The sequence below is a fragment of the Janthinobacterium sp. RA13 genome (assembly GCF_000745325.1).
Taxonomy (GTDB): domain Bacteria; phylum Pseudomonadota; class Gammaproteobacteria; order Burkholderiales; family Burkholderiaceae_D; genus Janthinobacterium; species Janthinobacterium rivuli.
The window spans coordinates 5,189,095-5,214,860 of record NZ_JQNP01000001.1 but is presented as its reverse complement, the minus strand read 5'-3'; the positions used below and the strand labels follow the sequence as shown (position 1 = coordinate 5,214,860).

Here is a 25,766-nt window from a genome sequence, read left to right as displayed (position 1 = left end):
TTGTTCTCTCTTTATCAGGAATAGTTGCGGGAACCGAAAATGGCGCTACCCACGCGCACGATGCTGGCGCCTTCCAGCACGGCGGCGCGCAAGTCGGCCGACATGCCCATCGACAAGGTGTCGAGCGCCAGCCCGTCGGCCTTCAATTGTTGGTACAACACGCGCAATTGCGCAAAGGCAGCCCGCTGCAGCGTGACATCCGTTTCCGGCTCGGGGATGGCCATCAGGCCGCGCAAGCGCAAACGGGGCAGCTGCGCCACGGCATGCGCCAGCGCCGGCAATTCGGCGGGTGCCACGCCGCTCTTGCTCGCTTCGCCGCTGATATTGACTTGCAGGCAGATATTCAGGTCCGGCAAGCCGGCCGGGCGCTGTTCCGACAGGCGCGCGGCGATCTTTTCCCGTTCCACCGTGTGCACCCAGTCGAAGTGCTCGGCAATGGGGCGCGTCTTGTTGCTCTGGATGGGACCGATGAAATGCCAGACGGGTGCGCCTTGCGGCAGCGCAAGCTTGACGGCGGCAATCTTGTCGAGCGCTTCCTGCAGATAATTTTCGCCAAACGCCGTCTGGCCCGCGCGCATGGCGTCCAGCACAGCGTCCGCGCCAAAGGTTTTCGACACGGCCAGCAGGGTCACGTCGGCCGGCGCACGCTGCGCCTCAGCGGCGGCCTGCGCAATACTGTCTCGCACGGCTTGCAAGTTCTGTTCGATTGTGGACATAATCATTTTCTAGTGTATAGGGGCGGCGGCACAGTGCGCCAGCCCATCAATGCAGGCACAGGGATTATAAATGGACATCTCCGAACTACTCGCTTTCTCCGTCAGCAACAAGGCTTCCGACTTGCACCTGTCTTCCGGCCTGCCGCCGATGATACGGGTCAACGGCGACGTGCGCCGCCTGAACGTGGCCCCGCTCGAGCACAAGGAAGTGCACAGCATGATCTACGACATCATGAACGACAGCCAGCGCAAGGCGTATGAAGAAGCGCTGGAATGCGATTTCTCGTTCGAGATTCCCGGCCTGGCCCGCTTCCGCGTCAACGCCTACAACCAGGAACGAGGCGCCTCGGCCGTGCTGCGCACGATTCCGTCGAAAGTGCTGACCCTGGAAGAGCTCAACGCGCCGCGCATCTTCGGCGAGCTGGCCATGCGCCCGCGCGGCTTGGTGCTGGTGACGGGTCCGACCGGTTCGGGCAAGTCGACCACTCTGGCGGCCATGGTGAACCACGTCAACGAGCGCCTGAACCACCATATATTGACCATCGAAGACCCGATCGAATTCGTGCATGAACCGAAAAAATGCCTGATCAACCAGCGCGAAGTCGGTTCGCACACGCATTCGTTCAGCAATGCGCTGCGCTCGGCCCTGCGCGAAGACCCGGACGTGATTTTAGTGGGCGAATTGCGCGACCTGGAAACCATCCGTCTGGCGCTGACGGCGGCCGAAACGGGCCATCTGGTCTTCGGCACCCTGCATACCTCGTCGGCGGCGAAATCGATCGACCGCATCATCGACGTCTTCCCCGCCGAGGAAAAGGAAATGGTGCGCGCCATGCTGTCCGAATCCTTGCAAGCCGTCATTTCGCAGAACTTGCTCAAAACCAAGGATGGCGCGGGCCGCGTGGCCGCGCATGAAATCATGCTGGCCACGCCGGCCGTGCGCAACCTGATCCGCGAAGCGAAAGTGGCGCAAATGTATTCGGCCATCCAGACGGGCAGCAATGTCGGCATGCAGACGCTGGACCAGTGCTTGAGCGACCTGGTGCGGCGCGGCACGATCTCGGCGGAAACGGCCCGCTCGGCCGCCAAAGCCCCTGAAAACTTCCCCGGATAAGCCATGCAGACGACGCACGAACACTATGGCGCCATTCACGCGCTGCTGGCGCAGATGCGCGCACGGGGCGGCTCGGACCTGTTCATCACGGCCGGCTTTCCTGCCGCCATCAAGCTCGACGGCAAACTGACGCCGCTGGCGGACGACGCACTCGATGCGCAGCAAGCGGCCGGCTACGTGCGTGCCGTCATGAACGAACGCCAGGCGGCCGAGTTCGAATCCAGCCGCGAAGCCAATTTCGCCATCAGCCCGGACGGACTCGGGCGTTTCCGCGTGTCCGCCTTCGTGCAGATGGGCCAGGCAGGCATGGTCTTGCGCTTGATCAATACCGCCATCCCCACCCTCGATGGGCTCGGTTTACCCGCCATCCTGCAAGACGTGGTGATGAGCAAGCGCGGCCTCGTCATCATGGTGGGCGCCACGGGCTGCGGCAAGTCGACCACCCTGGCGGCCATGGTGGGCCACCGCAACGCGCACAGCCATGGCCACATCATCACCATCGAAGACCCGGTGGAATTCATCCATCCGCACGGCAACTGTATCGTTACCCAGCGCGAAGTGGGCGTCGATACGGACGACTGGGGCACGGCCCTGAAAAACACCCTGCGCCAGGCGCCTGACGTGATACAGATCGGAGAAATCCGCGACCGGGAGACGATGGACCACGCCATCGCGTTTGCCGAAACGGGCCATCTGTGCTTGGCGACCTTGCACGCAAACAACGCCAACCAGGCGCTGGACCGCATCATCAACTTCTTCCCCGAAGAGCGGCGCCAGCAGTTGCTGATGGACCTGTCACTCAATTTGAAGGGCATGATTTCGCAGCGCCTGATTCCCAACAAGGACGGCGGCGGACGCAAGGCGGCGCTGGAAATCCTGCTCAATTCGCCGCTGATGAGCGACCTGATCTTCAAGGGCCAGGTACACGAGATCAAGGAATTGATGAAAAAGTCGCGCGAGCATGGCATGCAGACCTTCGACCAGGCCCTGTTCGACCTGCACGAAGCGGGCGCCATCAGCTATGAAGACGCGCTGCGCAATGCCGACTCCGTCAACGACCTGCGCCTGACGATCAAACTCAAGGGCGCCACGGCGCCGGAACCGGCCCCGCAAGCGGGCGCCACCAAACTGGGACTCCTCTGACATGACCAGCATCCATGATTTCCAGGCCGAGGCGCTGGACGGCACGCCGGTCGACCTGGCGCGCTACAAAGGCAAGGTATTGCTGATCGTCAACACGGCCAGCGCCTGCGGCTTCACGCCGCAATACCAGGGACTCGAAACGCTGTACCGCGAATTTCACGAGCAGGGCCTGGTCGTGCTGGGTTTTCCCTGCAATCAATTCCGCCAGCAAGAACCGGGATCGAACGGGGAAATTGGCGCCTTTTGCGAGAAAAACTTCGGCGTCACCTTTCCCCTGTTTGCCAAGGTCGACGTGAATGGCGCGCAGACCCATCCCCTGTTTGCGCAATTAAAACAGGAGGCGCCCGGCATATTGGGCACGCAATCGATCAAATGGAATTTCACCAAGTTTTTGGTGCGCAAAGATGGCAGCGTATTTCGCCGCTATGCGACGGCCAGCAAACCGGCCAGTCTGGCGGCCGACATACGGCAATTGCTACAGGAGTAAAAACGGATTGCTTTGATTTAAGACAACAATCATGTGAAATCCATAAAACTGCATTTATTTCATGCTTGATATCAATATTGTGTTTCAAATAGCAAATATCGGTGATAATGTTTACATAATTATTCGCAGATATCGATCATAAAACGATGCCAGTCTTTGGGAAAATATTATCTTCTTGGATGCGGATGGGCAGTTATCCCCGCCTTTTCATCCCTATTACCTTCCTGATACTCGCCGTTTCCGCCGTTCGCTATCACGCCCTGCTGGGTACCGAAACGGCGCTGGCCAATGCGCGCTACCAGAGCGACGCCCGGCAACTCGACCTGTTCCTGGCCAATAGCGTGCTGCCGCTGGCCGTGCACACGGACCGGCATGCGACGCACGACAGCGTGCGGCAGGCGCTGCGCAGCGCCCTGCCGCTGAACCGCAGCCTCGTTTCCGCGCGCTGGGATACGGCTGGCGCGCATGTCGAAGTGCTGGCCGACAACAAGCCAGGCGACACACTGGCCGACGGCGTGCCGGCGTGGTTTGCGCGCCTGGCGGGCATGGCGGCCATCCGCAGCCGCCTGACGGTGGCGCTGCCGGACGGCGGCGACGGCATCCTCGACCTGCACTACACGCCCGGCCGGCCTCTGGCGCAGGTGTGGCAAAGGGTGCTCGAGCAGGCCGTCCTCAGCAGCATCAATATCGTCCTCGTCTTCCTCCTGCTGGGCTTGATCCTGGCGTCGCACCGCAAGCTGCTGGCGCGCTTCGTGCAAGCGACCGACCATTTTCGTGATGGCAATTTCGCCGTGCGCCTGGCGGCTGGCGCCACGCCCGAGGCGCAAGCCGTGTCGCAGTCGTTCAACGGCATGGCCGGCGATATCGAAGGACTGCTGACTTCGCTGAAAACCAGCCAGCGCCAGCTGGGCGAACAGCTGAACGAAACCGTGCACATGCAGCAAGCGCTGCAAAAGCTGTCGTGGCAAAACTACAATGACGTGCTGACGGGTTTGCCCAACCGTGCCGCGCTGGCCGCCCGCTTCGAGCAGGAACTGTTCCTCGCGCGCGAACGCCAGCGTCTGCTGGCCGTCTGCCTGTTCGACCTCGACCACTTCCAGGCCATCAACGACCGCTACGGCGCCGAGGCCGGCGATGAAATCCTCAAGCAGGTGGCCGGCCGCCTGCACGGCTTCACGGGCCAGGTCCATTACGCGGCGCGCCTGGGCGGCGATGAATTCGTCATGCTGCTGTGCGGCCAGGCCAGCATCGCCAGCATCGAACAGAACATCACGCAATTGATGCAGGAACTGAGCCGCCCCTACCAGTGCGACCAGCAGGCGCTGCACGTGACGGCCAGCGCCGGCATCGCCGTCTACGCGGGCAAGGACCTGAATACGGAAAGCCTGCTGCGCCACGCCGACCACGCCGTCTACCAGGCGAAACTGACGGGGCGCAACCAGTACCACTTCTTCGACACCAACCTCGACGAGGAAGTGCGCACGCACCACAACCAGCGCACGGAAGTGCGCCACGCCCTGATCAACGGCGAACTGCGGCTGTACTACCAGCCCAAGGTGAACATGCGCGCTGGCACGGTGGTGGGCATGGAAGCGCTGCTGCGCTGGCAGCATCCGCGCCGCGGCGTGCTGTCGCCTGCGCAATTCCTGCCGCTGGTGGAGCAGACGGATTTGATCATCGACATCGGCGAATGGGTGCTGCGCCAGGCCCTGTGGCAGATGCAGCGCTGGGTGGCTTGCGGCAAGCACTGGGTAGTCAGCGTGAACATCGCGGCACGCCACTTCCAGCAAGCCGACTTTGTCTCGCGCCTGGAAACCATCCTCGGCGAATTTCCCGGCGTGCGCGCCAGCATGCTGGAACTGGAAATCCTCGAATCGTCAGCCCTGCACGACATCGAAGACGTGCGCCGCATCATCCGCGCCTGCCAGGCGCTGGGCATCACCTTCGCGCTCGACGATTTCGGCACCGGCTACTCGTCGATGTCATATTTAAAACGCCTGCCGGCGAATATCGTCAAGATCGACCAGAGCTTCGTGCGCAACATGCTCAACGACCGCGACGACCTGCACCTGGTGCGCGCCGTCATCGGCCTGGCCCGTTCCTTCAGCTTGACGGTGATCGCCGAAGGCGTAGAAAGCGTCGAGCATGGCGCGCGCCTGATCCAGCTGGGCTGCGACCTGGCGCAAGGCTACGGCATCGCCCGCCCCATGCCGGCCGACGCCGTGCTGGAGTGGGCTGCGAACTTCGTGCCGGCGCCCCAATGGCGCATTGCGCAGTACAGCGAAGCGCCTATTTAGGCGTCAAGGCGGAGTCGATCAGCTCGATCCAGTGCCGCACGGGCGTCTCCGTGCCTGACTGCAGGTGGCTCAGGCAGCCGATATTGGCCGACACGATCATCTCCGGCTCGCACGCTTCCAGATTCGCCACCTTGTTGTCGCGCAGCTGCTGCGACAGTGCCGGCTGCAGTATCGAATACGTGCCCGCCGAACCGCAGCACAGATGGCTGTCGGCGCACAGGCGCACGTCGACGCCGACGGCGCGCAAGACCTGCTCCACCTTGCCGCGCACCTGCTGGCCGTGCTGCAGGGTGCATGGCGGGTGATATGCCACCCTTTTCCCGATGCGTCCTTTCAGCAGCGCCGCCAGCTCGTTTTCAAACGCCGGCATGATCTCGGACAGATCGCGCGTCAGTGCCGCGATGCGCCGCGCCTTCTCCGCATACTGCGCATCGTGCGCCAGCAGATGGCCATACTCCTTGACGGTGGCGCCGCAGCCGGAGGCCGTCATGACGATGGCTTCGGCACTTTCCACGCTGTCTACGTAAGGCCACCAGGCGTCGATATTGCGGCGCATGTCGTCCAGCGCCGCGTCCTGGTCATTCAAGTGATGGCGCAGCGCGCCGCAGCAGCCGGCCTTGGGCGCGACGATCAGTTGCACGCCCAGCGCATCGAGCACGCGCGCCGTGGCCGCGTTGATGTTCGGCGACATGGCCGGCTGCACGCAGCCGTCCAGCAGCAGCATGCTGCGCGCATGCTGGCGCGTGGGCCATACCCCCGCTTGCGCGCCCGGACGCAATTTATCCTGCAAGCTTTTCGACAGCAGTGGCCGCAGCGCCTGCCCCGCCTTGTACACGGGCGTAAACAGCCAGCGGCGCGGCAAGGCTTCCTTCAGGGCGAAGCGCAGCGCGCGTTCGCGCAAGGGGCGCTGCACGCGCTGCTCGACGACGTTGCGGCCGATGTCGACCAGGCGCCCGTACTGCACCCCGGACGGACAGGTCGACTCGCAGTTGCGGCAGGTCAGGCAGCGGTCCAGGTGCGTCTGCGTCTTGGCCGTGACGGGCGCGCCTTCGAGCACTTGTTTGATCAGGTAAATGCGTCCGCGCGGGCCATCGAGTTCGTCGCCCAGCAACTGGTAGGTGGGACAGGTGGCCGTGCAAAAGCCGCAATGCACGCAGGCGCGCAAAATGGCTTCGGCTTCGTCGCCTGCCGGCGTATTCTTGATGAAATCGGCGAGATTGGTTTGCATGCGCTCAATCCATTCTGTGCGGGTTGAAGATGCCGGCCGGGTCGAAAGCCAGCCGCAGGCGCTGGTGGATGGTGGCGATGGCGGGCGCCAGCGGGTGGAATACGCCCACGGCCTTGTCGCCGCCGCGAAACAGGGTGGCGTGGCCGCCGGCGGCCGCCACGGCCTGGCGAATCTGCGCGCTGCTGGCCGCATCGGCGTCGCCATCGAGCTTGAGCCAGCGCTGCGCCCCGCCCCACTCGATCAGCTGGCGCCCCTTTAAAATCATGGCGCTGGCGTGCGGCGGCAGCGACAAGCGCCACAGGCTGCCCGCGCCCGCGAAGAATGCGTGCGTTTGCTCGCGCACGGCCAGCCAGAAGGCGGCCGCGTCATCGTGCGTCAGCACTTCGCCTCCCAGCGATTGCAGGGCCGCCGAGACAGCCGCCTCGGCGCCGGACAGGCGCACCGTCAACACGCCATCGTGCCAGCAGCTGGCCGATATCGGCAGCGGCTTGCCCGCCCACTCATTGAGCATGCGCAAGGCGGCGATTTCCGCGCAGGCCACGCGGAACGTCGCTTCGCGCAGCGGCAAGGGCAGCACCTTCAGCGACACTTCCAGGATCAGGCCCAAGGTGCCCAGGGACCCCGCCAGCAGGCGCGAGACATCGTAGCCGGCCACGTTTTTCATCACCTGTCCGCCAAAGGCCAGGCGTTCGCCATGGCCATCCATCAGCACGGCGCCCAGCACGAAATCACGCAAGGCCCCCGCGCTGGCCCGGCGCGGGCCGGACAAGGCGCTGGCGACGACGCCGCCCACCGTGGCGCCAGCGCCGAAGTGCGGCGGCTCGAACGCCAGCATCTGGTTGCGCGCGCCCAGCGCCGCCTCGATTTCCACCAGCGGCGTGCCGCAGCGGGCCGTGATCACCAGCTCCGTCGGTTCATAGTCGATGATGCCCGCATACGCGCGCGTGTCGAGCACCTCGCCTTCGAGCTGCTGTCCATACCAGTCTTTCGTGCCGCCGCCGCGCAGGCGCAAGGGGCTGCCCGCCGCGCTGGCCGCCAGGATCTGCTGCCTGAATTGTTCCACGATTGCTTGCAAAAGAGTCTCCGGCGGATTAAAAACGGGGCAGGTTGGCGAACGGCAGGCGCCCCGCCGTCACATGCATCTTGCCGAATTCGGCGCAGCGGTTCAAGGTGGGAATCGCCTTGTCCGGGTTCAGCAAGGCATGGGGATCGAAGGCGCGCTTGACGGCGAAGAAGGCATCGAGTTCGGCGCGCGTAAATTGCACGCACATGGAATTGATCTTTTCCATGCCCACGCCATGCTCGCCCGTGATGGTGCCGCCCACGGCCACGCACAGGGCCAGGATGTCGGCGCCAAACGCTTCTGCGCGCTCGAATTCGCCGGGCATGTTGGCGTCGAACAGGATCAAGGGATGCAGATTGCCGTCGCCTGCGTGGAACACGTTGGCGCAGCGCAAGCCATGCGTCGTTTCCATGGCGGCGATACCCGTCAACACTTCCGCCAGTTTCTTGCGCGGGATGGTGCCGTCCATGCAGTAGTAATCGGGCGAGATGCGACCGGCGGCGGGAAAGGCGTTCTTGCGGCCGGACCAGAATTTCATGCGCTCCGCTTCCGACTGCGACACGGCAATCGCGCTGGCGCCCGCCCCTTCCAGCACGGCCGTCATGCGCGCGATTTCCTCTTCCACTTCCTCGTGCGTGCCATCCGCTTCGCACAGCAAAATGGCGGCCGCGTCGATGTCGTAGCCGGCCTTGACGAACGGTTCGACCATGCGCGACGACGTCTGGTCCATCATTTCCAGCCCGGCCGGGATGATGCCGGCGGCGATCACGTTGGCCACCGCATTGCCACCCGTGACGACGTCGCCGAACGACGCCATGATGACTCTGGCCGTAGCAGGCTTCGGTATCAGTTTCACGGTCACTTCCGTGACGATGCCGAGCATGCCTTCGGAGCCGATGAAGACGGCCAGCAGGTCGAGGCCCGGAGCGTCGAGGCATTCGCCGCCCAGTTCCAGCACGTCGCCAGCGATGGTGACGACGCGCACGCGCAGTACATTGTGCACGGTCAGGCCGTATTTCAGGCAATGCACGCCGCCCGAGTTTTCCGCCACGTTGCCGCCGATGCTGCAGGCGATCTGCGAGGATGGATCGGGCGCGTAATACAAGGCATATTGCGCCGCCGCTTCGGAGATGGCCAGGTTGCGCACGCCCGGCTGCACCACGGCGATGCGGGCATACGCGTCGACGCGCACGATGCGGTTCAAACGCGCCGTCGACAGCACCACGCCATCGGCGATCGGCAAGGCGCCGCCCGACAAGCCCGTGCCGGCGCCGCGCGGCACGATCGGCACCTTCAATGCACGGCAGACGCCGAGGATGGCGATGACCTGTTCTTCCGTGTCCGGCAGGGTCACCACCATCGGCAGCTGGCGGTAGGCGGCCAGGCCATCGCATTCATACGGGCGCGTATCTTCGGCCTCGGACAGCACGCAGCGTGCCGGCAGCACGGCCAGCAGGGCAGCGACGACGGCTTGCTGGCGCGCGGCGGTCAATCCGGATTCAGGAGCGGTATTGAGCATAAGATGGAGGACAAATGAGCATGGGCGTGCAACGATTGTAAGCACAAACGTGGCGTGCAGCGCATTTTTTGTCACAATGGCGGGCAAATGCAGGGCCAGGCGGCGCGCGGTGTCGTATGCTGCCCCCATTCTTCTTTACAGGATCAGCATCATGGGCAACCGACTTTCGAAAATCGCCACGCGCACGGGCGACAATGGCAGCACCGGCCTGGGCGACGGCAGCCGCACCAGCAAGGACAGCGCCCGCATCCATGCCATGGGCGACGTGGACGAACTCAATTCGAATCTGGGACTGCTGCTGTGCGAGGCCATGCCCGACGCCTTGCGCGAGGATCTGGTGGCCATCCAGCACGACCTTTTCGACCTGGGCGGAGAAATCTGTATCCCCGGCTACCAGCTGATCAAGGAAGAACACGTGCTGCGCCTCGACGACCTGCTGGCGAAATACAATGCGGACTTGCCGGCGCTCTCCGAATTCATCCTGCCGGCCGGCTCGCGCGCCGCCTCGCTCGCGCATGTATGCCGCACCGTGTGCCGCCGCGCCGAGCGCAGCATCGTCGCGCTGGCCAATGCGGAACCACTGCACGAGCATCCGCGCCAGTACGTGAACCGCCTGTCCGACCTGCTGTTCGTGCTGTCGCGCGTGCTCAACCGCTTTGCCGGCGGCAGCGACGTGTTGTGGCGGCATGACCGCACGCGGGGTTAAAGCGGCCTATGCCGGTCTGACCAGCGTACTGGCCAGCCGGCAATCATCATTTACGGCAAGTATGGATCGCAGCTTTTAGTGCACATCCGGTGAATCTTGGTGCACGCGCCTGGTGCCGTCGGATGATCCGTCATGCACTGCACCAGATCGTCGTCACACTGCGAATAGCATTCCGGCTCGCCGCCGCCGGCGATCGCATACGAGGCGCTGACGCCCATGGCAAACAAAAAGAAACCCAGCTTTTTGAACATAAGTACTCCTTTGTAGAAACGAGGGACTGCGGACGGATGAGGTGATTCAGCCAGACCTTCCAGGATACTGGCAGGCCGGTAATTTACGGCAAGTCTGGAGCGCAGCGGTCATTGCACAGCATGTATGCCTTATTGCAGATACCTGGCGACATCGGATTTTTAATCATGCACTGCTCCAGATTGTCATCGCAGGTGAGATAGCATTCCAAATCGCCGCCGCCAGCGATCGCATACGAGGCGCTGACGCCCATGGCAAACAAAAAGAAACCCAGTTTTTTAAACATAAGCACTCCTGTTGAATTGACAGACGATGAGTAACAGCCATGGCGCGCCGTCTCTTACGCGCCATCGATAAGCCGGTATTGCCTCCGCGCGTCAATGACGTGGCGGATGCAGGCATTCCTTCTGGCAAGCCTGATAATTTTCCATGCAGGCCGGCTGGCCGAATTCCACGCAATCGAGCAGGTTGCGTTCGCAGACAAAGGTGCAGTCAGGGCCAAATGCCTGGGCACTGAAGGACAACGCGGCGCCGGCGGCAAACAGGAACGCGGCAATCTTTTTGAACATGGTCAGCCTTTCGAGTTAACGATTGAAACGTCAGATTTTCTTCAGCGCCGCTTCCAGCGCGCCCGTATTGAAACCCTGGATCTTGCGGTTGCCGATCAACACCACGGGCACGCCGCCGCCACCGAGTGCTTCATGGGCTTTTCGTGCTTCCGGGGATTTTTCGATATCAAGATCGGCGAAATCGATCTTGTTTTCCTTGAAGTACGCGCGCGTCTTGGCGCAATAGCCGCACCAGTCCGTGCCGTACAACACCACTTTCGTCTGGGCGTTCGGGAAATACGCGGCGTAATTGCCCTCTGTGTAATTCGACTTGAGCAAGCCGGGCAACAGGGACAGGCCATAACCGCTGCCCAGGCCGGCGGCCAGTATCAAGCCATACATGGCAATGGTTTTAATTTTTTTCTGCATCATAAGTATTGTCAGAGGCGTCAAGAATCGAGGGCGACCGGTGCAGCATGCGCTTGCCGGCCGCCTCGCAATGCAAAAACAGCTATCAGGCGCCGGCTTGGCAGGCTCTCAGGCAGGCTTTGTAATTGTTGCTGCACAATGGGGATCTGTCGCCATACACCATCTTGCATTCCCGCAGTTCCTCCTCGCAGCTATAGCAGTCGATATCGGAGGCGATGGCATAGGAAGCGCTCAGTCCCAGGGTAAAAATAAACGCGGCAATCTTTTTCATTTACTACTCTCCATGTTGGCGATTGCACCAGGCAAAGCCGGCAATCGCGTCAGATCAGTCGTAAAAAATCCATACAGATTTCGTCTTTGCTTGCTACGAAAACGAATATAGACCGCACTTATTTTAGAGTCAACGTTTCCTTTCGATAAATTTCCAGTTTGGAAAATATATCGGGAAAGCCCGTGAAATGTGGAATTTGGAGAGATTGGCAGGCGTCAAACGTCTATACAATATCGGCGCCGCAAGCAGAAAAAGGCCGGTTGCGGGCGCAACCGGCCGAGCGGCCATCCGTTAGCGCGAGGATGTCACCGCGCTATCGACCGCCAGCACATGCTCGCGCAGCAAGCCGCGCAGCAGCTGCACCTGGGCCACGGCATCGGCTTGCAGCGGCGTCAGGCTGTCGGCAAGACACGGGCCAGGCGCGCCGGCAGTGGCTTCACCGCGCAGCAAGGCATCGATTTCCCCGCTGACCTCGGCAATCCACCGTTGCAATGCGGGCGGCGCCGGCTCGGCCTGGGGACTCAGGCTGATGCGCGCCGTGCTGCCTGCCACGCGGCGCAGCAGCGGCAAGGTGCGCAGCGCCGCCAGGCCCACGCCACTGCTGCGGTCCAGGCGGCGCTCGATGCGCAAGCGCTGCAGCACCTGTTCCGCGTTATTGCTGGCCAGCCCAGCCTCGCGGCGCAGGCGCGCGATGGCGCTGTCCCATTTACCACCGGCGGCCAGCACGGCCAGCAAGTATTTCAGGTTGGCCGACACGGCTTGCGCCAGGCGCTGATCCAGGTCGTCCGCCTCGCGGTCCGGCCACAGGAAAAACGTGGCCAGCAAGGCCAGCACGCAGCCGAGCACATTGTTGCCCAGGCGGCTCATGGCGTACACCATCTCGCTGGCCGGCGCCGCATAGTCGGCCACCAGTACGAAGGCGGGCGTCATGAACAGCACGTGCAGGCTGTAGCTGACACGGCGCAAGGCCATGGTGGCGACAATCAGGGGAAACACCACCAGCGAGATGCCGAGCGGCGTGTAAATGACCAGGCCGATCAGCACGGCCAGCACGGCGCCCAGCACGCTGCCCGCGACGCGCTCGATGCCGCGCGGCCAGGTGGTCGACACGGACGGCTGCAGTATCAGCAGGGTCGCCATGGTGGCCCAGTAGCCGAACGGAATATGCAAGGCCTCGACCAGCAGGAAGCCGGCCGTCGTCGCCAGCGACACGCGCGCCGCATGGCGCCAGCTCAGCGACTGCGGCGTGGCGTTGACTTTCGCCGTTTGCCACGCCTGCCCCAGCGCCAGGAAAGCGGCCTCGCGCCACGGCAGCTGCGCCGCGCGCGGCAAGCCCAGTTCCATGAAATCCACGTTCAGGCGCAAGGGCAGCAAGGCGCCCAGCGCCGCCTCCAGGCGCCTTCCGCAGCCCGCCAGGCGGCGCTGCAATGCCAGCGGCGGCGTTGCCGGCTGGCGCTGCACGGCTTGCCCCAGGCGGCGCAGCAGCACGGCCATCACTTCCAGGCTGCGCCGCGCGCGCGGGTCCTGGCGCAGGCGCTGCTGCTCGCGCTCGCACGTATGCGTGACGGCGATCAGATAGGCGAAGATGCGCTCGGCATCGCTGAGCGCCAGCAGCAGGTTGTCGTACAGGGCGCTGCGTCCCGCGCGCGCCGGGGGCACGGCGGCCAGCGCCACCCGCGCCGCTTCCAGCGCGGCGCGCGCCTGCGAACGGTAGCTGGCGCCATGCGCGGCAACACCCGCCTGCGCGGCGTCATGTTCGAGGAAACGCGCATTGTCGCGCGCGATGCCGGCCAGGCGCGAATACGCGGCACGGATGGCGCGTCTGGCCGGGCTGAACGGGTGGATGCGCCAGACGGTAAAACTGAGCACGGTGGCGAACAGGCAGCCGAACATGTACAGGCCCAGGAAAGGCGCCGTCTGCGTCATCGATTCCAATGGGTGCGTGACCATCACCACGCAGGCCGTGGCCGCCAGGATGGCCACCTGCGCCGTGGCCGCACCCCAGATGCGCGCCAGCGCGCCTGCCCAGGAAAACAGCAGCACGGCGATAGCCGCCGTCGCCACGCCATGCCCGGCCGCCAGCGCCGTCAGGCCGCCAGCGACCGTCGACAGCAAGCCGAAGCCCACCATCGAGACGAAGCGCATGCGCCGCGTGCCGGCCGCGTCGGCCAGGCACGTCCAGAAGGCGCCGATGGCGGCCCAGGAAAAATCGGGGTGGTCGAACAGCAGGCCCAGCAGCAGCATGGCGCTCGAGGCGCAAGCGGCCCGCAGTCCCTCGGACAGATTCGTTTCATCGATGGCCAGGCTGACCATCCACAGGGGACGGCGCTGCGCCAGGGTATCGGTATAGGCGTGCATGCCCGTCAGCCAGCGGCCGGCCAGTGCGCGCGAACGGCGGTGAAGTTTCCTGAAATGCAAGTTGGACTTTGAAAGGGTATCAAAGCGTCATCGTAGCATTCCCCGGCAGAAAATGTTGCAGTGCAGCGTAAAATTCCTGCGGACGAAAAAAAAGGCTATGTCACCGTCAAATGTGGGAATGCGCCCAGCGTTGCTTTCAATAACGTTTCCGGTGAGCGGATACGCCTGGCGTCGAGTATCCAGCGCCATCCCAGGTAGTTCGGCAGGTAGCGCGTCGCCACGCCATGAAACGGACCCAGCCATTGCCGCAAACGGCTGTGATAGGCATTGACGTTCTGCACATGGGCGGCGCCCTGCACGCGGATGCCGGCGCGCAAGTTGACGGCCTGGTGGCTGATGCCCGCTTCCCTCGCAAAGGCCCGGTAGGCGGCATGGCCATCAGTCACCAGCAGCACGTCCTTGTCGATGACAGGCAACAAGCAATGATGCAGCTGCGCTTTCGTCAACGCCCCTTTCCCCGTGACAAAATCGAGCGTCTGCCCCGTGCGGTCGCGTGCCACCAGGATGCAGACCTGTTCATTGGAAATGCCGCGCTTGTGGGCATGGCCGCCCCGGCGGCGCGCCGGACGCGTCATGTTTCTGGATCCCTTTTCCGATTCCAGCAGATATAACTCGTCGGCTTCGGCAATGCCGTGCAAACCATGCGGTCTGTCCGTCTTTGCCAACGACAAAAACCGGTGGCGCCAGCGGAACATCGTGTTGCGGTGTACGCCCAGCTGTAACGCCGCCTTGCGCACGGAATCCGATGCCAGCAGGTAATCGGCATAATCGAGCCACAGCGCCTTGTGGCGCAAGCGGGCCAGCGGCGTGCCCGTCAAGGCATTGAAGGTGCGGCCGCAGGACACGCAGCGGTAGCGCTGCAAACCGTGCGCATGGCCATGCCGGTGCAAGTGGTCTGAATGGCAGGCGGGACAGGCCAATCGCGGTTGGGCCACACTTTCCAGCAGCGCGACGGTCGCGTCGTGTGGCGCGCTGCCACACAGCAGGGCAATGCTTGCTTGCCGCTGACGCTGGCTCAACTGAGCAAACTGCGCAATCAAGGTGATCCATTCGGCTGGCCGCATGATCTGCTCCTGCAGGGTGGGTATGCAGAGTCAGACAGCACGGTCACAGGAAGATTCCGGCATTTCCCCTACTTGCCGATGACAGAGCCAAAAAAAGCGGCACCGCAGTGCCGCTTCTCAATATGCAGGCAAACTTAGCTGACGGCGGCCAGGCGCGGCTGCGTGCCGCCAAAACGCTGCTCGATCGACGCGGCGATGCCGTTCGCATCGAGACCCACGCTTTTCAGCAACTGCACGGGGTCGCCATGGTCGATGAAGACGTCTGGCAAACCCAGCATCAGGATCGGCTTGACGATCCCTTCCGCCGCCAGCGCTTCGGCCACGGCCGAACCGGCGCCGCCCATGATGCAGCCCTCTTCCACCGTCACCAGGTAATCGTGTTCCGCAGCCAGCTGTTTCACCAGCGCCACGTCGAGCGGCTTGACGAAGCGCATGTTGGCGACCGTCGCGTCGAGCTTCTCGCCCGCCGCCACGCTCGGCGCCACCATCGAGCCGAAGGCGAGGATGGCGATGCGCTTGCCGTGGCGCTTGAGCTCGCCCTTGCCGATCTCGATGCTGGTCAGTTCCGGCACGATGGCCACGCCCGCACCGGCGCCGCGCGGATAGCGGATGGCGGCCGGGCCCGGATAGTGGTAACCCGTGGTGAGCATCTGGCGGCATTCGTTTTCGTCCGACGCGGCCATGACGACCATGTTCGGGATGCAGCGCAGGAACGCCATGTCGTAGTTGCCCGCGTGCGTGGCGCCATCGGCACCCACCAGGCCGGCCCGGTCCAGCGCGAACGTCACGTCCAGGTTTTGCAGGGCCACATCGTGGATCAATTGATCGTAGGCGCGCTGCAGGAACGTGGAATAGATGGCCACGACGGGTTTCAAGCCTTCGCAAGCCAAGCCCGCGCCGAAGGTCACGGAATGCTGCTCGGCGATGCCGACGTCGAAATAGCGGTTCGGGAATTGCTGTTCGAACTTGACCATGCCCGAGCCTTCGCGCATGGCCGGCGTGATGCCCACCAGGCGCTTGTCGTGCGCGGCCATGTCGCACAGCCAGTTGCCGAACACTTCGGTGTACGTCATCTTGGCCGGCGCCGTGGCTGGCTTGATGCCTTCCGCCGGATTGAACTTGCCCGTGCCGTGGTACAGGATCGGTTCCGCCTCGGCCAGCTTGTAGCCTTGCCCCTTCTTGGTGACCACGTGCAGGAATTGCGGGCCCTTCAATTGCTTGATGTTTTGCAAGGTCGGGATCAGCGAATCGAGGTCGTGGCCATCGATGGGGCCGATATAGTTAAAACCGAATTCCTCGAACATGGTGGCGGGCACGACCATGCCTTTGGCGTGCTCTTCAAAGCGCTTCGCCAGCTCCAGCACGGGGCCGGGCAAGACGGACTTGCCGACATTTTTCGCGGCCGCATAGAACTGGCCCGACATCAAGCGCGCCAGGTGGCGGTTCAGCGCGCCGACGGGCGGCGAGATCGACATGTCGTTGTCGTTCAAAATCACCAGCAGATTGACGTCTTCCTGCACGCCAGCATTGTTCATCGCTTCGAAGGCCATGCCGGCCGTCATCGAGCCGTCGCCGATCACGGCGATCGCGTGCAGCGGGTCGCCCTTGATCTTGGCGGCCTGCGCCATGCCCAGCGCGGCCGAGATCGACGTCGACGAGTGCGCCGTGCCGAAGGTGTCGTATTCGCTCTCGTCGCGTTTAGGGAAGCCGGAAATGCCGTCTTTCTGGCGCAGGGTATGCATGCGCTCGCGGCGGCCCGTGAGGATCTTGTGCGAATAGGTCTGGTGGCCCACGTCCCACACGATGCGGTCGTGCGGCGTGTTGAACACGTAATGCAGCGCGACGGTCAGCTCGACCGTGCCCAGGTTGGACGACAGGTGGCCGCCCGTCTTGGAAACGGAATCGAGCAGGAAGCCGCGCAATTCCTGCGCCAGCGGCACCAGTTGCGAGCGGGCCAGCTTGCGCACTTGCGCTGGTTCATTGATGGTTTCTAACAGTTTCATTTATGCCTTCCGCTGCACGACCAGGTCTGCCAGCTCGCGCAGACGGCGTGCCTTGTCCCCGAATGGCGCCAGCGCCGCATGGGCGTCGCACCGCAATTGTTCTGCCAGGGCTCTCGATGGTTCCAGCCCCAGTATCGATACGTAAGTGGGCTTGTTGGCGGCCGCATCCTTGCCTGCCGTCTTGCCCAGGGTGGCCGAATCGGCCGTGGCGTCGAGCACGTCGTCGACCACCTGGAACGCCAGCCCGACGGCGCGCGCATACGCGTTCAGCGCCGTCATGTCGTCTGGCGTCAAGTCCTTGCCGGCCAGCGCGCCGAGAATCACGGCCGCGCGCAGCAAGGCGCCCGTTTTGAGTTGATGCATCTGTTCCAGCTGCGGCAAGGTCAAGGCCAGGCCGACGCTGTCGAGGTCGATCGCCTGGCCGCCGCACATGCCGCTAGACCCGGAAGCCTGTGCCAGCAGGCGCACCATGGCCATTTGCCGCGCCGGCGCAATGGCCGCGCCTTCGGCCAGCAGCATGAAGGCCTGCGATTGCAGGGCGTCGCCGACCAGCAGGGCCGTCGCTTCATCGTAGGCGATGTGCACGGTGGGTTTGCCACGGCGCAAGGCATCATCATCCATGCACGGCATGTCGTCATGCACGAGCGAATACACGTGAATCATTTCCAGCGCGCAAGCGGCGCGCGCGAGGGTATCTTGATCGGCATCAAACAATTCGCCAGCCGCCATCACCAGCAGCGGGCGCACGCGCTTGCCGCCACCGAGCAGCGCATAGCGCATGGCCGCGTGTAGCTTGTGCGGCACGACGTCCGCCGCCGGCAGGAACTGGTCGAGCCGAGCTTCCACGCCGGACTGGGTCGCTTGCATCCAGTCGCCGAAGGTCACGCCGTCTTGTTGCACGCTGGCCATCATAGTGCGGCCTCGCCGGCATCCACGAACGGTTTCAACATGTCGCCTTCGAGTACTTTCACCTGCGCTTCGACACTGTCGAGCTGGGTAGCGCAATACTTGACCAGTTCCGAGCCGCGCTGGTAGGCCGCGACCGATGCTTCCAGCGGCAACTGGCCCGCTTCCATTTGCGTTACCAGCTGCGCCAGTTCCGCCATCGCCTCTTCAAACGAGGCCGGCGCTGCGGCAGCGGCAGTTAATTTCTTCGACATAGACTCAGATCTCTTCGTGGCACGAGGGGCTTGTAGGGAGACGCCGGGGATTCCCGGCCAGCATAGAAGCGTTATTTTAGAACAAACCACACTATTAAGTGAAAACTAAAGCGCAATCGGCGCGCTCAAAGTCAATAGCGTTGCCAGCTTGGCAGTGAATTTTAGCGCAATCGCCCCCATCTACCGGAAATTGCGCGCCAAATGACAATGTTTCTCATTAAAGTCATTATTTGCCGGGGGGTTTTGGCAATGCCGAGGCCGATACGCGCTATAATCGCCGGTTCTGTCCGAAATACCGTTTCAACAAATTTGAATTCAGGTCTTTGCGGATTCTTTCTCTCTGTAGCGGCTGCCCAGGGAATGGCCTGGGGCACTGCTGACCGTTGTACATTTATGGGGGGTTGGGATGTCCGATCTGGCTACTCACGCCAAGCTGGCGCGCTCAAACGCGCAACTTCCGGTCCACGTCTATTTTGACGAAACGCTGTTGCAGCGTGAAATGCAGCAATTGTTCCAAGCCGGCCCGCGCTATGTCGGGCATGAGCTAATGGTGCCGGAAACCGGCGATTTTGCGACCCTGGCGTCTGAGAACGAAGGGCGCATGCTCGTGCGCAACGCCAATGGCATCGAAGTGCTGTCCAACGTGTGCCGCCACCGGCAGGCGCTGATGTTCAATGGCCGCGGCAATGCAAACAACATCGTCTGCCCGCTGCACCGCTGGACCTACGACCTCAAGGGCGAACTGATCGGCGCGCCGCATTTCCCCGAGACGCCGTGCCTGAACCTGTCAAAAACGCCGCTGCAAAGCTGGAATGGCTTGCTGTTCGAGCAAAATGGCTACAACGTGATGGAAAAATTGAAAGATTTGTCCGTCTCGAAAGAACTCGATTTTTCCGGTTACATGTTCGACCACGTGGAAATCCACGAGTGCGACTACAACTGGAAAACCTTCATCGAAGTCTATCTGGAAGACTATCACGTCGAACCGTTCCATCCGGGCCTGGGCAGCTTCGTCAGCTGCGACGACCTGCGCTGGGAATTCGGCAAGGATTACAGCGTGCAAACCGTGGGCGTGCACCGCGGCTTGCAACAGGCCGGTTCGCCCGCCTACAAGAAGTGGCAGGAGCAGGTGCTGCAATTCCGTGGCGGCGAAGCGCCACCGTATGGCGCCATCTGGCTGACCCTGTATCCGAACATCATGGTCGAATGGTATCCACACGTGCTGATCGTCTCGACCCTGTGGCCCGACGGTCCGCAAAAGACGCGCAACGTGGTCGAGTTCTATTATCCGGAAGAAATCGTGCTGTTCGAGCGCGACTTCGTCGAAGCGGAACGGGCCGCCTACATGGAAACCTGCGTCGAGGACGATGAAATCGCCCTGCGCATGGACGCCGGCCGCAAGGCCCTGATGGCGCGCGGCGTGAGCGAAGTGGGCCCTTACCAGTCGCCCATGGAAGATGGCATGCAGCATTTCCACGAGTGGTACCGCAATAATATCGAACTATAATTCCCTCCAGGGCCGCATTGCGCGGCCTTTTCTTTTTCATCATCAGGATTTCTCATGCAATCGCTTTGGATGCTATTTGCCAGTTTCATGTTCGCCATCATGGGCGTGTGCGTCAAACTGGCGTCGGATATGTATTCAACGTCCGAAATCGTCATGTACCGCGGCATCATCGGCATGACCGTCATGAGCTGCACGATTTTGTACCAGGGCGGCAGTTTTAAAACCACGATGCCGGGCCAGCATCTGTGGCGCGGCGTGGTGGGCGTGATCGCCCTGTGGCTGTGGTTTTATGCCATCGCCATCCTGCCGCTGGCCACGGCCATGACGCTCAACTATATGGCGCCCATCTGGATCGCCGTGATCCTGCTGGCCGGCGGCTGGTGGAAAGCAACAAAACAAGTCGAGTGGCCGCTGGTGGCGGCCATTGCCATGAGCTTTGTCGGCGTGACCCTGCTGCTGCAACCCGTGTTCGAAACGGACCAGGCGGCCGGCGCCATCACGGCCTTGATTTCCGGCATGCTGTCGGCCCTCGCCTATTTGCAAGTGCGCAAACTGGGCTTGCTGGGCGAACCCGAATACCGGGTCGTGTTTTATTTCTCGGTCGTCAACTTCCTGGCCGGCGTGATCGGCCACGTGGCCAGCGCCGGCGGCGGCCCTGTCGTCTGGCACGCGCACACGAGCGGCTATGGCATCGGCTTGCTGGCCGCCATCGGCCTGTGCGCCACCATGGCGCAGATGGCCATGACGCGCGCCTATCGCCTGGGCAAGACCCTCGTGGTGGCGAACTTGCAATACACGGGCATCGTCTTTTCCAGCTTCTGGGGCGTGGTGATCTTCGGCGACCTGTTCGACTGGCACGGCTGGGCCGGCATCGGCATCATTCTCGCGTCCGGCATCGCGGCAACCTATTACAATACCCGCAACACGGCCCGTGGCGCGGCGATCGCGCGCACGGATCCGATTGCCAGCGAAGTGTAAAGGAGCGTTTCCGATGTACACCACCTTGTTACAGGCCAGCGAACTGGCCAGCCACCTGAACGACAGCAACTGGGTCATCCTCGATTGCCGCCACGACTTGCTCAACCCGACCGCCGGCAGCGACGCGTTTGCCGCCGGCCATATCCAGAACGCGCAGTTCGCCGATATCGACACGGCCCTGTCCGGCCCCAAGACGGCGCGCGGTGCGGCATTTACGGGCCGCCACCCCTTGCCCGAGCGCAACGCCCTGCTGGCCACTCTGCGCGGCTGGGGAATCAATGACGACACGCAAGTGATCGCCTATGACGGCCAGGGCGGCATGTTCGCCGCCCGTGTGTGGTGGCTGCTGCGCTGGCTCGGCCACCCGGCAGTCGCCGTGCTCGACGGCGGCCTGGCCTCCTGGCAGGCGCAAGGCTTGCCACTGGTCACGCCCGTGGCGCCCCGCCCTGTTGGTAACCTCACGGAAAAAGCCAGCCTGACGCGCACAGTCAGCGTGCAGGACGTCATCGCCAACCTGGAAACCCAGGCCTTGACCGTCATCGACGCGCGGGCACCCGACCGTTATCGCGGCGAAAACGAAACCATCGACCCCGTCGGCGGCCATATCCCCGGCGCGAAAAACCGTTTTTTCAAGGATAACTTGCAAGCGGACGGCCGCTTCAAAAGCGCGGACGAACTGCAGCGCGATTTCAGCGCATTGTTTGACGCACCGCAAGCGGCCGTGCTGCAATGCGGCTCCGGCGTGACGGCTTGCCACAACCTGCTGGCCCTGGAAGTGGCAGGTTTACCTGGCGCGGCCCTGTATCCGGGCTCGTGGAGCGAATGGTGCGCCGATCCGGCGCGGCCTGTGGCGACGGGGAATTAAAAAATGGCGGACCAACTGGTCCGCCATTTTCTTACCAGTGGATAACTACGACGTTATCCCCAGCGCTTGATTCAAACGTTCCAGTTCCGCCAGCCACGCCTGCTGGCTGGCCGGTTTCTGGTGGCGCGGCTTGCGGGCCAGGTCCTCGGCCAGCAATTGCTCCAGTTCGCACAAGCGCTCCAGCTGCACGTCGAGGTCCGCCAGTACCGCGGATGCACGCTCCACTCTTGGCGCGGGCGTCAGCGCTTGCCCATCTTCCGCGCTCAGCCGTGCATACGCGCTGGCCGCATCCGGCCACTCTTCCAGCCCGCCATCGGCTACCACCCAAAAACGGTTGCACGCCGTCTCGATCAGGTCGCGGTCGTGCGAGACCAATAAACAGCCGCCAGCAAAGCTGAGCAGCGCTTGCCCCAGTTCCGCCTTGCCCTGCATGTCCAGGTGGTTGCTCGGTTCATCCAGCAGCAGCAAGTGGTAGCTGGCCAGCGACAGCCCCAGGAATAGCAGCCGCGCCCGCTCGCCGCCGCTCAGGGTCGCTACCGTCTGGCCATGGCGCGCATACGGAAAGCCAGCCGCAATCAAGGCCTGCTTGCGCGCCACCTGGCTGCGGGCAGCCTCGTTTTGCACGGCAAACGGGTACAGGGCGTCGGACAAATCCGCATCGTCCGCCAGTTGCTTGAGCGACTGGTCGTAGTAACCGATGTTGGCCGCCTTGTGGTAGCGCAAGTCAGGCCGCTCGTCCTGCGCCTGGATCGCTTGCCAGAACAGGCGCAACAAGGACGACTTGCCGCTGCCGTTGGCGCCCAGCAAGGCGATGCGGTCACCCGGTTTCAGCCACAGCTGGCCGACCCGGAATAGTACGGCAGACGTGGGCACGGCGCGCACATCGAGTTCGTCCAGCGCCAGCAGCTGGTCGGCCGCCAACGCCTTGCCGCGCAGGCTCAAGCACCACGGCGCGCCGTCGCTGACGAACGATTGCACATCCTTCAATTTATCAATGCGCCGCTGCATGGTCTTGGCCTTGCGCGCCAGGTCTTCATTGTCATAGGTGCGGCCCCACAGGGCCAGGCGGGCGCTGCTGGCCGACAGGCGGTCGATTTCCTTCTGTTCGGCCGCATAGCGGGCGGCCGCGGCAAGATCGGCTTCGGCCAGCGCCGCCAGCGCGGGGCCGCACGGCAAGTCGAAGTCGTACAGGCGGCTATCGCGCAAGATCCAGCTGCGCGTGGCAACATTGTCGAGCAGGCGCTGGTCGTGCGAGACGAGGATGAAGGCACCGCGCCAGGCCAGCAGGAATTGCTCCAGCCACAGCAGCGACGGCAAATCCAGGTGATTGCTCGGTTCGTCGAGCAGCAGCACGTTCGGTTCCTGCAGCAGGGCCCGTCCCAGCAGCAGCCGCGTGTGCTGGCCGCCGGATAAAGAATGCACGGGCACTTGCGCGGTTTCCTGGTCGAAACCCAGTTCAGCCAGCAGGCTGTCGACCCGCCAATGCAGTTCCGGCTGCTCCAGCACGGGCGCCAGCAAGGCGTCGTACAGGCTCAGGCTGGCAAGTTCCGCCGGCAAATGCTGTTCCACATGCTGCAAGCGGCAGGCACGGGCGTAGTGGATGGTGCCGGACGTGGCTTCCCGCGTGCCGCTGAGCAGACCCAGCAAGGTGGATTTGCCGCAGCCATTGTGACCGATCAGGCCGATGCGGTCGCCCTGGCGCAAGGTAAAGGCGAGTTCGTTGAACAGAAAACCGTCGTGGGTATCCAGTTGTAAAGCTTGTGTCGAGATAAGGGTAGTCATGGCTCTTGTCTTTGTTCGGGATGCAAGCATCCGCGTTAACAGGAGCGCTAACGACAACGGAGTACCAGGAAAGGACTCGTGGAGGAGGGTAACTTTGCTCTGGCCAGGTTATCGCAGCGCGATAGAACGTGGGCAAGAGCTGGCAAATGTGCTTAAAGAACGCGCATCCCATAGGGCGAGCATAAAAATTTCCATATTTTCCTCCTTTCTGTGCAAGTTAGTCAGAAAGGCAATACTACACCCACACAGTCAGTACATCAACCGCCGTGGCGCTTGTGCGTCAGGAACAGCACGATGCACACGCCCAGCGCGATCAAGAGCACTTGCGGAATGGTTTCGCGCAGGGTGGCGCGGCGCTGCATCTGCGGCATCAGGTCGCTCAAGGCGATGTAGATGAAACCGGACGAGGCGAACACGAGCACGTAAGGAATCAGATTGCTGGCGCGGTCCAGGGTGAAATAGCCGAGCAGGCCGCCCGCCACCGCCATCAGGCTGCACAGCAGATTGAAGATGTAGGCACGCAGGCGCGAGAAGCCGGCGTTGAGCAGCACGATAAAATCGCCGATTTCCTGCGGGATTTCATGCGCGATGATGGCCAGGCCCGTCACCAGGCCCAGCTTCGGGTCGGCCAGGAAGGCGGCGGCGATCAGGATGCCGTCCGTAAAGTTGTGCATGCCGTCGCCGACGAGAATCATCCAGCCGGCCTTGCCCGCCTCGTGCTTGTCGTGGCCGTGCGCATGGTGGTGTCCATCGCCTTCGTGGTGGTGCGAATGGCGCAGGATGGCGAATTTTTCCAGCATGAAAAAGGCCAGCAAGCCCGCCAGCAGGGTGGCGAACAGGCTGCGCGGGTCCGCCTGCGATTCAAACGCTTCGGGCAAGGCGTGCAGCAAGGACGTCGACAACATGATGCCGACGGACAAGCTGACCATGCGCTCGACCACTTTGGACAGGAATGCAAACGAAAAGATCGCCGCCGCGGTAATGCTCAACACGCCCGCGATCGTGGTCGCGAGCAAAATGGATATAAGGACGGGATCGATGATTTTCTTACCTCAAAATGGCGCCGGGTCACTGGCGCCCGCGATGCTGGCGTCTGGCCTGATGAATGCGTTGTTATCTATTGTTTACATTTGCGCGTCTGGCGGCAGCGTCGCGCGATGAAGATGCAATTGTACTGCATTGGCGCGCAGCGGGCATTTTACAGCCCGGTGCACCTTTCGCGTTAACTTCTGGGAAATGCGGTGTTTTTCTGTTGCAGATCACGCCACGCCGTGCTGCTTGAACCAGGCCAGGCAGCGCGCATAGCCGTCTTTCGCATCGGCCGCCACATAGCTGGGGCGGTAATCGGCATTGAAGGCGTGGCCCGCATCGGGATACACGACGAATTCCGACTTGTTGCCGCCCTTGGCCAGCGCATCCTTCATTTTGCCGATCGATTCCTGGCTGATGCCCGTATCCTTGCCGCCATACAAACCCAGCACGGGGACCTTCAGGGTGGCGGCGATATCGATGGGGTTGCTCGGCTGCAAGGGAGTCGGTTCGCCCACGAGGCGGCCGTACCAGGCCACACCCGCCTTGACGGCCGGATTGTGCGCCGCGTACAGCCACGTGATGCGCCCGCCCCAGCAGAAACCCGTGATGCCCAGGCGGCTCGTGTCGCCGCCATTCTGCTTCGCCCACGCCACCACCGCATCGAGGTCCGCCATCACTTGCGCATCCGGCGTCTTGGCGATGATGCCTTTCATCAGCTCCGGGATGCTGCCCACCTTGGTCGGATCGCCCTGGCGCACGAACAAATCAGGCGCCAGGGCCAGATAACCCTGCTTGGCGAAGCGGCGCGCCATGTCGGCGATATGTTCATGCACGCCAAAGATTTCCGAAATGACCAGTACCACGGGCAAACCCGTCTTGCCTTCCGGCTGCGCCGCGTACACGGGCACGGCCTGGCCATCGACCATCACCGACATGCTGCCCGTGACAAGCCCGGCGGAATCCGTCTTGATGACGTTTTGCGCCGCCACGGGCAGCACGGCCACGGCAAAACCCGTACCCAGCGCCACCTTCAGGAAACCACGCCGGCCATCCGGCCCGGACAAGCTGCTCTGGCCCAGCAAACTTTCACAATCGGTGATCATGTCGCTCATGCGTTTCTCCTGAAGGGGGTGTTCACAAAAAATGTCGGCTTACGCGCTGCGCGCTAAGCCGACCTACGGTCATTG

Annotated in this window: 25 protein-coding genes; 8 read left to right on the top strand and 17 right to left on the bottom strand. The window is 62.8% G+C overall.

Going from position 1 to position 25,766, the window contains the following annotated elements:
• Nucleotides 1-14: 14 nt before the first annotated feature.
• Nucleotides 15-716 carry a YggS family pyridoxal phosphate-dependent enzyme gene (locus FG13_RS23095; protein WP_035828632.1) on the bottom strand — a complete coding sequence of 234 codons (702 nt, stop codon included), beginning with the start codon at nt 714-716 and terminating at the stop codon, nt 15-17.
• Nucleotides 717-786: 70 nt separating this feature from the next.
• On the opposite strand from FG13_RS23095, the gene FG13_RS23090 reads away from it, so the two are divergent.
• The 4 genes from FG13_RS23090 to FG13_RS23075 all read left to right on the top strand — a co-directional run bounded on the left by FG13_RS23090 (nt 787) and on the right by FG13_RS23075 (nt 5,757).
• A complete protein-coding gene (locus FG13_RS23090; RefSeq protein WP_035824693.1) occupies nt 787-1,830 on the top strand; it encodes a type IV pilus twitching motility protein PilT in 1,044 nt (347 codons plus the stop codon).
• A gap of 3 nt (nt 1,831-1,833) precedes the next feature.
• Nucleotides 1,834-2,973, top strand: coding sequence for a PilT/PilU family type 4a pilus ATPase (locus tag FG13_RS23085; RefSeq protein WP_035824691.1), 1,140 nt, complete (start codon nt 1,834-1,836; stop codon nt 2,971-2,973).
• Nucleotide 2,974: 1 nt separating this feature from the next.
• Nucleotides 2,975-3,460, top strand: coding sequence for a glutathione peroxidase (locus FG13_RS23080; protein ID WP_035824689.1), 486 nt, complete (start codon nt 2,975-2,977; stop codon nt 3,458-3,460).
• Nucleotides 3,461-3,645: 185 nt separating this feature from the next.
• Nucleotides 3,646-5,757 (top strand): putative bifunctional diguanylate cyclase/phosphodiesterase, encoded by a 2,112-nt coding sequence (locus tag FG13_RS23075; RefSeq protein WP_035824686.1) that lies wholly within the window; start codon nt 3,646-3,648, stop codon nt 5,755-5,757.
• On the opposite strand, the gene glcF is transcribed toward FG13_RS23075, so the two are convergent.
• From glcF to FG13_RS23060, 3 genes are read right to left on the bottom strand one after another with little or no spacing between them, the layout of a single operon-like run.
• A complete protein-coding gene (gene glcF, locus FG13_RS23070) occupies nt 5,750-6,985 on the bottom strand; it encodes a glycolate oxidase subunit GlcF (RefSeq protein ID WP_035824683.1) in 1,236 nt (411 codons plus the stop codon). The genes FG13_RS23075 and glcF overlap by 8 nt on opposite strands.
• Before the next feature lie 4 nt (nt 6,986-6,989).
• Nucleotides 6,990-8,051, bottom strand: a complete 1,062-nt coding sequence (gene glcE / locus FG13_RS23065) for a glycolate oxidase subunit GlcE (protein ID WP_235211854.1) — start codon at nt 8,049-8,051, stop codon at nt 6,990-6,992.
• 25 nt (nt 8,052-8,076) lie between these two features.
• Nucleotides 8,077-9,567, bottom strand: a complete 1,491-nt coding sequence (locus FG13_RS23060; RefSeq protein ID WP_035824678.1) for an FAD-linked oxidase C-terminal domain-containing protein — start codon at nt 9,565-9,567, stop codon at nt 8,077-8,079.
• A 151-nt stretch (nt 9,568-9,718) separates the two neighbouring features.
• Here FG13_RS23060 and FG13_RS23055 point away from each other — a divergent pair, with 151 nt between their 5' ends.
• Nucleotides 9,719-10,273: a cob(I)yrinic acid a,c-diamide adenosyltransferase gene (locus FG13_RS23055; protein WP_035824675.1), complete on the top strand. Its 555-nt coding sequence runs from the start codon at nt 9,719-9,721 to the stop codon at nt 10,271-10,273.
• Between the two features lie 50 nt (nt 10,274-10,323).
• Here FG13_RS23055 and FG13_RS23050 read toward each other — a convergent pair whose 3' ends face one another.
• The 10 genes from FG13_RS23050 to FG13_RS23005 all read right to left on the bottom strand — a co-directional run bounded on the left by FG13_RS23050 (nt 10,324) and on the right by FG13_RS23005 (nt 18,415).
• Nucleotides 10,324-10,524, bottom strand: a complete 201-nt coding sequence (locus tag FG13_RS23050) for a hypothetical protein (RefSeq protein WP_035824673.1) — start codon at nt 10,522-10,524, stop codon at nt 10,324-10,326.
• A gap of 83 nt (nt 10,525-10,607) precedes the next feature.
• The gene (locus FG13_RS23045) at nt 10,608-10,808 is read right to left on the bottom strand and encodes a hypothetical protein (RefSeq protein ID WP_035824671.1); all 201 of its coding nucleotides are present in this window, start codon (nt 10,806-10,808) and stop codon (nt 10,608-10,610) included.
• Nucleotides 10,809-10,899: 91 nt separating this feature from the next.
• Nucleotides 10,900-11,091, bottom strand: a complete 192-nt coding sequence (locus tag FG13_RS23040; protein ID WP_035824668.1) for a hypothetical protein — start codon at nt 11,089-11,091, stop codon at nt 10,900-10,902.
• 30 nt (nt 11,092-11,121) lie between these two features.
• Nucleotides 11,122-11,502, bottom strand: coding sequence for a glutaredoxin family protein (locus FG13_RS23035; RefSeq protein ID WP_035824666.1), 381 nt, complete (start codon nt 11,500-11,502; stop codon nt 11,122-11,124).
• An 82-nt stretch (nt 11,503-11,584) separates the two neighbouring features.
• A complete protein-coding gene (locus FG13_RS23030) occupies nt 11,585-11,770 on the bottom strand; it encodes a hypothetical protein (protein ID WP_035824665.1) in 186 nt (61 codons plus the stop codon).
• A gap of 291 nt (nt 11,771-12,061) precedes the next feature.
• A complete protein-coding gene (locus tag FG13_RS23025) occupies nt 12,062-14,128 on the bottom strand; it encodes an FUSC family protein (protein ID WP_051959652.1) in 2,067 nt (688 codons plus the stop codon).
• Between the two features lie 155 nt (nt 14,129-14,283).
• Nucleotides 14,284-15,252 carry an IS1595 family transposase gene (locus tag FG13_RS23020; protein WP_035824663.1) on the bottom strand — a complete coding sequence of 323 codons (969 nt, stop codon included), beginning with the start codon at nt 15,250-15,252 and terminating at the stop codon, nt 14,284-14,286.
• 134 nt (nt 15,253-15,386) lie between these two features.
• Nucleotides 15,387-17,255, bottom strand: coding sequence for a 1-deoxy-D-xylulose-5-phosphate synthase (dxs, locus tag FG13_RS23015; protein WP_035824660.1), 1,869 nt, complete (start codon nt 17,253-17,255; stop codon nt 15,387-15,389).
• Complete coding sequence (locus tag FG13_RS23010) at nt 17,256-18,167, bottom strand: polyprenyl synthetase family protein (RefSeq protein ID WP_235211792.1); 912 nt, start codon at nt 18,165-18,167, stop codon at nt 17,256-17,258.
• Entirely contained in the window at nt 18,164-18,415 is a 252-nt protein-coding gene (locus FG13_RS23005) for an exodeoxyribonuclease VII small subunit (protein ID WP_010394784.1), read from the bottom strand. The genes FG13_RS23010 and FG13_RS23005 overlap by 4 nt, the downstream gene beginning before the upstream one ends.
• Before the next feature lie 406 nt (nt 18,416-18,821).
• Here FG13_RS23005 and FG13_RS23000 point away from each other — a divergent pair, with 406 nt between their 5' ends.
• Genes FG13_RS23000 through FG13_RS22990 form a run of 3 tightly spaced genes read left to right on the top strand, consistent with a single transcriptional unit; the run spans nt 18,822 to nt 21,765 of the window.
• A complete protein-coding gene (locus FG13_RS23000) occupies nt 18,822-19,922 on the top strand; it encodes an aromatic ring-hydroxylating oxygenase subunit alpha (RefSeq protein WP_035824656.1) in 1,101 nt (366 codons plus the stop codon).
• A 54-nt stretch (nt 19,923-19,976) separates the two neighbouring features.
• Nucleotides 19,977-20,900 (top strand): DMT family transporter, encoded by a 924-nt coding sequence (locus FG13_RS22995; RefSeq protein WP_035824654.1) that lies wholly within the window; start codon nt 19,977-19,979, stop codon nt 20,898-20,900.
• 13 nt (nt 20,901-20,913) lie between these two features.
• Complete coding sequence (locus tag FG13_RS22990) at nt 20,914-21,765, top strand: sulfurtransferase (RefSeq protein WP_035824651.1); 852 nt, start codon at nt 20,914-20,916, stop codon at nt 21,763-21,765.
• A 45-nt stretch (nt 21,766-21,810) separates the two neighbouring features.
• Here the strand turns inward: FG13_RS22990 and FG13_RS22985 are convergent, their stop codons facing one another.
• The 3 genes from FG13_RS22985 to FG13_RS22975 all read right to left on the bottom strand — a co-directional run bounded on the left by FG13_RS22985 (nt 21,811) and on the right by FG13_RS22975 (nt 25,691).
• Nucleotides 21,811-23,547 (bottom strand): ABC-F family ATP-binding cassette domain-containing protein, encoded by a 1,737-nt coding sequence (locus FG13_RS22985; RefSeq protein WP_035824647.1) that lies wholly within the window; start codon nt 23,545-23,547, stop codon nt 21,811-21,813.
• 257 nt (nt 23,548-23,804) lie between these two features.
• The gene (locus FG13_RS22980) at nt 23,805-24,563 is read right to left on the bottom strand and encodes a ZIP family metal transporter (RefSeq protein WP_051959370.1); all 759 of its coding nucleotides are present in this window, start codon (nt 24,561-24,563) and stop codon (nt 23,805-23,807) included.
• Between the two features lie 243 nt (nt 24,564-24,806).
• Nucleotides 24,807-25,691 carry a dienelactone hydrolase family protein gene (locus FG13_RS22975; protein WP_035824644.1) on the bottom strand — a complete coding sequence of 295 codons (885 nt, stop codon included), beginning with the start codon at nt 25,689-25,691 and terminating at the stop codon, nt 24,807-24,809.
• Nucleotides 25,692-25,766 lie beyond the last annotated feature (75 nt).